Here is a 5,372-nt window from a genome sequence, read left to right as displayed (position 1 = left end):
TATAGGCAATGGCGACCAGAGCTGTGACTCCGTGAATCCAGAACCAAGTCATGGGATCGCTTGCCCCCAAAGTGCCGATAAGGTTGGCCAGCGGGCGGCCAATAAAGGATAACCCACCCCCATCCATTGGCGACGCCAGGGCCAGGCGGACCGCCTCGGTAATAAAGCCGCTCACCACCACCAAGACCAGGAGCCATAAAGCTATAGCATCATCGAACAAGGTCTCCAATTGCGGCGGCCGCACCAGGTACCGGCGCACCAAGGCAATGATAAGGCCCACCAAGAGAACTAGCCCCCAGAAATCACCCCAGAAATCCAAGGCCAACCTGCCTGGGCCTTGAAAGAAATACTGGGAAAAGGAAGTGCTCCTGGGAATGACCCATTGCAGCAATGTCAAGAAGGCAGTCTGAGCAAAGAGAGCCAAGATTCCCCAGAATATGGCCATATGCATGATCCAGCGAAGCCAGCTCCGCCGCAAGATCTGGACCTGGAATAGTACCTTGAACAGCAAAGTTTTAAGCAAGCCCTGAGTAGTCCACTGCGCAGATGGTGGCGCTTGTCCTTGCCGCCAAAGATTTATGACGGTGGCTAAACCAGCTAGCAAAATTACCACTGCCACTAGGCTTAGGGCGTAGAAGGACAGGGGATGTTCATATAGCATTTAGATCCCTCGCTCTCAGTCCAGGCACAAGCTAACAACCTCCTCGAGTTTTTCAGAATCAATCTTTTCTCCCCACCCCAGGGAAAGGAGGTTAGCCAATACCGCTTGGTCCAGGAAGGGAGTAGCCAGTAGCAGCAGAGGACATATCCCCAAGGTGTAGCCCAGGGCGTTACGCTGCTTCCAATCGTCGCTTGCGGCCGCCTCCGTCTGCCCCTCGTTGGCACCAAAGGTAACCGCGTTTGGCATCCAAGGAGAGAAGGGAGCTACGTCGGCACCAACTTGGCTGGCATCGGCCCGATCGCTAGCTGCAGCTAGACTCTCGATGACAGCCTTGGCCTGCTCCAAGTTTTGGGGCCGATTTTGTTCTAAGGCCGAGGCGGCGCTCAGGGGATCTACGCCCAAGCGAGCGCAAACCTCTAGGGAACGCATGGCAGTTTCCGCCTCCAGCCCGGTACGGTAGAAGGCAGCTACCGCCTGTGGGTTGGTCAATAATAGACCGGGTTCAGCTACATCGGATTCGGCAATCATCCGAGGCGACTCGTTGTATTTGACGAAGCTAAGGCAGGGAAACGGGCAGGCAAAGCAACTGCGGTTTCTGTGCACCAAGGGCTTAAGCCACCCAGTTAAATCAGGGCATCCCAGGTCTGGCCCCAGGGAGACTACTCCCGCCTTGCGCCGGACTACCTCCTTGCGGATGCGATCCTTTAGCTAGATGGCTTCTTCAATTAAACCCTCCCCGTTTTCGACGTCGATGATGCCAAGGCCCCGGAAGGCAATGGCTTTGACCTTTTTCTCACCCAGGAGTTTAGCCATGCCAACGTGATCGGCGCTGGGCCAGTAGTTAAGTACCAATTGGGCGTTAGGCGATTGGTTGGCGGCCGCCGAGCCAGTGGAAATCACTTGAATCAAGTTGTCGCCGCGCTGCCGGCGGATCCAGTCGGTAGTCTGCCAGGCATCTTGATCCTTGATAGCGCTAGCGTCGGCAATGTCGGCCAGGCCATCGTGAAGCCACAGGTACACTGGGTTTTCAGCTTTTCCCTTGATGACGATGAAGTCAAAGCCGCTGTACTTAATCTCGCTCCCGATCCATTGCAAGATAGGCACGTGGGCCAGCTGGTCGGTTACCGGACTCTTAGCTGTAATCACGCTTAAACCAGCCCCGGGGATGGGAGTACCGGTGAGCGGCCCGGTGCCAATAACGATGGGGTCCGATTCTGGTTCCTGGGCACAAATTTCTTGGTAAAGGGCCTGGTTTAGGGCGGCTCCCCCTATTTGCTCTTGAACTAGGTCGGGGTCCAACTCCCGGGTTTGGGTTTCTTGCCGATTTAGATCGATGATCATCATGTTTTCGTTATAGAGGTTCATCTGGCTAGGCCTCCTCCATTTCAATAGCTCCGGTGGGGCAGATGCGGGCACAGGGCGCGTCCGAACATTCATCACAGGCTGGTCTAATTAGGATTTCCTTGCCCCCCGCGCCCCCGCCCGAAGGCTGGGATGCGCCCAGCTTGGCCCGCTGCACCCCCTCAGGGCGTCCGGTTACCAGCTCGGTTTTGGTTTTATAGAGCAGGCCAAAGTAGTTCTTTTTTTCTTCGGCTCGATACACAATGATGCTGCTGGAAGTCAAGGTGAAAGCGGCATCGCGCTGAAACCCGCAGACTACTTCACAGGCACCGCACCCGATGCACTCGATAGGATCCATTAGCAAAGCCAACGTATTCACCCCTATAAAAGCCTAGATTTAGGTGGAAGGTGGAGTCCCCGGTACGAGAGTGGATCGGCTCTGTACCGGGGACTCCATGTTAACCATATCGTCCTAATCCAAGGACTGAACAGTTAGGGCTTCCGAACCTAGATCCATGGATTCAGCCACCAACTGCATGACGTCCTTGAATTCAAAGTTGGGGTAGCGGCTGGTCATCGGCCCCATGCTCTGATAGCAGAAGGGACAAGCCGAAGCCATAATATCGGCACCAGTATCGTGGGCTTCCTTGACCCGATCCGAGGAAGCCATTTCCGTAAGGTCAGGGAAGGCAGCCTTGGTGCCGCCGCCGGCCCCGCAGCACCGCGACCAACGGCGGTGGGTGGGCATCTCCACCAACTGTACACCGGGAATGGCCTTGATGACGTTGCGCGGCGCCTCGTACTCACCAGCATGGCGACCCAGGTGGCAGGGGTCATGGTAGGTAATTTTCTTTTCAATGGGCTTAACCAGCTTTAGGCGGCCTTCTTTGATCAGCTTGTCCATATACTGGGTGGTGTGGTAGATGGCGATACCACGCTCTTTGGCTTGATATTGGGTAGAGATCTGCATATAGCAGCCAGCGCAAGGGGTGATAATAGTCTTAATGCCTAAGTCCTGCCACTGTTCAAGGTTTTCATCCAGGAGGCGGTCAAAGATCTTGCGGCTCCCACTCATCCGGGCCGGGCTACCACAGCATTTCTCGTTGGGCCCCAGGATACCTAATCCCACCCCGGCTGCCTTTAAGGCTGCCGCCCCGGCTCTGGCCATGAGCTGAACATAGGGATCAAAGGAAGCAGTACACCCGGCAAAGAACAGGGCCTCCACCTTATCCTTGGCTGCATCCAACAAGCCCAACCCTTTAGCCCAGTTGCCCCGCCGGGCCTTAAGCCCGCCCCAAGGGTTGTCCAGATTCTCTAAATTCTCCATTAGCGGTATATGCGGCGGGTAAGGGCCTTCGCGCTTAACTATCTCCTCCTTGGCCCCAATCACTACGTCGACCGGCCCCTCGGGGTTGATGGCACAAATTTCCTTGCACATGCCGCAGGTAGTGCACCGGAAAATGATGTCCTTGTATTCGTCGGTAAAAGGCTCAAGGCCATGATAAATTCTCTGAGTCATTAGCCAGCGGGCTTTGGGCGTCCACTTTTGAAAGAGGTAATAGTTGTACGATAAGCATTTATACTTGGACCCAGGCTCATCTTCCATGGGATTGGAGGGGCCGCGACCAAAGCAGGAGCCGCACAAGGTGCACCCGGAGGTCACTTGGTCCATGTCCGTTGCATACAGCCAGCGCTTAATTCTTTCGAAGCCCACAGGACGGTTTTTTGCCATCTTTTTCCCTCCTCCTTAGCGAATCGACGTAGGATTGAGAATGTCGTTGGGATCAAAGTAGTCTTTCATATCCTTCAGGAAATCATAGGCCGGCCCGAGCTTTTCGAAGCTGTAACGCGGTTGGTTGGGCAAACAAGGCCCGTGCCAGCAAGCGCCCTTTTGAGCAACTATTTGTGAGGCCATGCCCATCCAAGCCCCCACTTTCTGGAGATGCTCAGGGTTGTAAGGATTCCAGGAGCAGAACCACTGCTCCTTAATGGATTGTTCGTTGGTAACGAAGCTATCGTGTTGAGGGAAATGTTCTGGGCACCAAAGGCCTACTTGCTTCTTGATTTGTTCGTCGATCTGATACATCTCAGCAAACTTGGTCAAAGGGTAGTAGAAGGACATGCAGGCAAACATGCCGCCGTTCCGGGCCGCCGGACCGATCCATCCGCCCGGCCCGTGGACATGCCAACTGGTCCAACGGCTGGGGTCGGCACCCCGCATGTGCACCCGGGCAATTTCAGGAACCTCGATGCCACCATACTGGGTATAAACGTCTCGCATCAGTTCCTCTTGCCCTTCCAGCTCCTTTTGGTTGTTGGCATAGAGCATGGTGGGAAGGAAAAACCAGGCATCATCTGGGACTTCGTGTAACCAGCCTTCCTTGATCTGCCAATAGAAGGTCCAGCGATCGTTGAAGTGAACGTCGTAGATCTTGGTTTTACCAATTTCAATCATAGCTTTTTGGAAATCCTCGATTTGGTCCCGCCGCCAAGCATAGCAGTATTCATGAAGGTTTTCGCGCTTGAAGTGGATGGTACGGAGGGCCACCTTGGTAATAATGCCGAAGTTGCCCATGGACTGGATATAAAGGGATACGGCATCGGGGCCGTTGACGTGGCGCTGGAAAGGGCCAAACTCGGTATACTGGTTGGCCAGAGAACCGTGCCGAACTACATCTCCATTGGGCAACACTACTTCTAGGCCGGTCACCATATCGGCCAGCCACCCGTAACGGGTCTCGCCATAGCCAATCCCGGCGTTAATGATGGTGCCGCCAATGTTGGTGGCTGATTCATAGGTTCCGTAACAAGGCAGGGTCATGCCGTGCTGGCGCAATTCGTACATAATCTGGTAAACGCTGGCTCCTCCCTCAGCAATCACGTAGCCCAAGTCCTCATTAATCTCCAGGACTTTTTCCATACGGCACATGTCGATGAGAACGCCGCCCTGGCGAGGGGCGCTACCGCCCATGCCGATGCCGCCCTTGCAGGTTACCGGCACTTTGTACTTGTTGGCCAGGCTGACGATTTGGGGTATGGGGTGGTTGCCTGCCGGATCAGATTGGGGGACCACGATAACTTCAGCTTGCCAAGGAAATAGGTGATAGGCCAAGGAATGCATGTAGACAACTTTGTCAATGGGACTGGTAGATACTGCCTGGGGACCAACTATCTGTTTTAATTCCTCAATGAACTCAGCAGTAACTGGCATATGCTAGCCTCCTTCACCCTGAATTAATGGCTATTGCGCTCCAGCTTGGGATACTTCGCCCATTACCGCCCCGCCAACTACGGAACTAAAGGTACCACCGTCCACCTCGATTACCTCGCCATGGAGAAAGCGAGCTTCATCGCTGGCCAGAAAAAGTGC

Annotated in this window: 6 protein-coding genes; all 6 read right to left on the bottom strand. The window is 54.7% G+C overall.

Translation table 11 applies throughout. The features are described 5' to 3' along the window. Nucleotides 1-661, bottom strand: a 661-nt coding sequence (locus H5U02_13795) for a hypothetical protein (protein ID MBC7343495.1), incomplete at its 3' end; no start/stop codon positions are given. Nucleotides 662-676: 15 nt separating this feature from the next. Then, complete coding sequence (locus H5U02_13790) at nucleotides 677-1,267, bottom strand: hypothetical protein (GenBank protein ID MBC7343494.1); 591 nt, start codon at nucleotides 1,265-1,267, stop codon at nucleotides 677-679. Nucleotides 1,268-1,369: 102 nt separating this feature from the next. Further along, nucleotides 1,370-2,026, bottom strand: coding sequence for a hypothetical protein (locus tag H5U02_13785; protein ID MBC7343493.1), 657 nt, complete (start codon nucleotides 2,024-2,026; stop codon nucleotides 1,370-1,372). 4 nt (nucleotides 2,027-2,030) lie between these two features. After that, a complete protein-coding gene (locus tag H5U02_13780) occupies nucleotides 2,031-2,372 on the bottom strand; it encodes a 4Fe-4S dicluster domain-containing protein (GenBank protein ID MBC7343492.1) in 342 nt (113 codons plus the stop codon). A gap of 102 nt (nucleotides 2,373-2,474) precedes the next feature. Continuing rightward, on the bottom strand, nucleotides 2,475-3,734 hold the full coding sequence (locus tag H5U02_13775; GenBank protein ID MBC7343491.1) for a (Fe-S)-binding protein: 1,260 nt from the start codon (nucleotides 3,732-3,734) through the stop codon (nucleotides 2,475-2,477). Between the two features lie 15 nt (nucleotides 3,735-3,749). Continuing rightward, a complete protein-coding gene (locus H5U02_13770; GenBank protein ID MBC7343490.1) occupies nucleotides 3,750-5,213 on the bottom strand; it encodes an FAD-binding oxidoreductase in 1,464 nt (487 codons plus the stop codon). Nucleotides 5,214-5,372: the final 159 nt, after the last annotated feature.

Source organism: Clostridia bacterium (assembly GCA_014360065.1).
Taxonomy (GTDB): domain Bacteria; phylum Bacillota; class DSM-521; order Neomoorellales; family JACIYF01; genus JACIYF01.
The sequence above is the reverse complement of the archived record's forward strand: the minus strand, read 5'-3'. Positions and strand labels throughout refer to the sequence as shown.